The organism is Pseudomonas sp. HP_08, from assembly GCF_055284095.1.
Genome location: NZ_JBTOQC010000037.1, coordinates 1 through 541 on the forward strand (window position 1 = coordinate 1; position 541 = coordinate 541).

A 541-nucleotide genomic window follows, 5' to 3' on the forward strand; every position below is an offset into this window, starting at 1 on the left:
GGAGAAAACCTTTGGCTGTGTACGCTACGTCTACAATTACATCCTGGATTTTCGCTCCAAAGCTTACGCCGAAGACAAGACGAACATTGGCTTTACTGGCGCTAATGCGGCATTGGCCCAATTGAAGAAAGATCCAGAGAAGGCATGGCTCAACGAGGTCTCCAGCGTTCCTCTGCAGCAGGTGCTTCGCCATCAGCAAAAGGCTTTCATCAATTTCTTCGAAAAGCGTTGCGGATACCCTTCATTCAAAAAGAAACACCATCGTCAGTCCGCCGAGTTCACGCGCAGCGCCTTCAAGTATATCGACGGCAAGCTTTTCATTGCGAAAAGCAAGGTGCCCCTTGATGTTCGCTGGAGCCGAGGCGTTCCGGGTGAGCCTTCCAGCGTCACGGTTTCAAAAGACTGGTCGGGTCGTTATTTCGTGTCCCTGCTGTGCGACTTTGAGCCTGAAAAACTCACGGTTTCGCCAAACATGATCGGCATTGATCTGGGGATCACGGATCTGTTTACGCGATGCGACGGACAGAAAGAGCCCAATCCA

1 protein-coding gene is annotated in these 541 nt (G+C 51.4%); it reads left to right on the forward strand.

Features of this window, described 5'->3' with window-relative positions:
* Positions 1-541: RNA-guided endonuclease InsQ/TnpB family protein (locus ACYAS9_RS24215; RefSeq protein ID WP_463570962.1), on the forward strand; the 541-nt coding region annotated here is incomplete at both ends.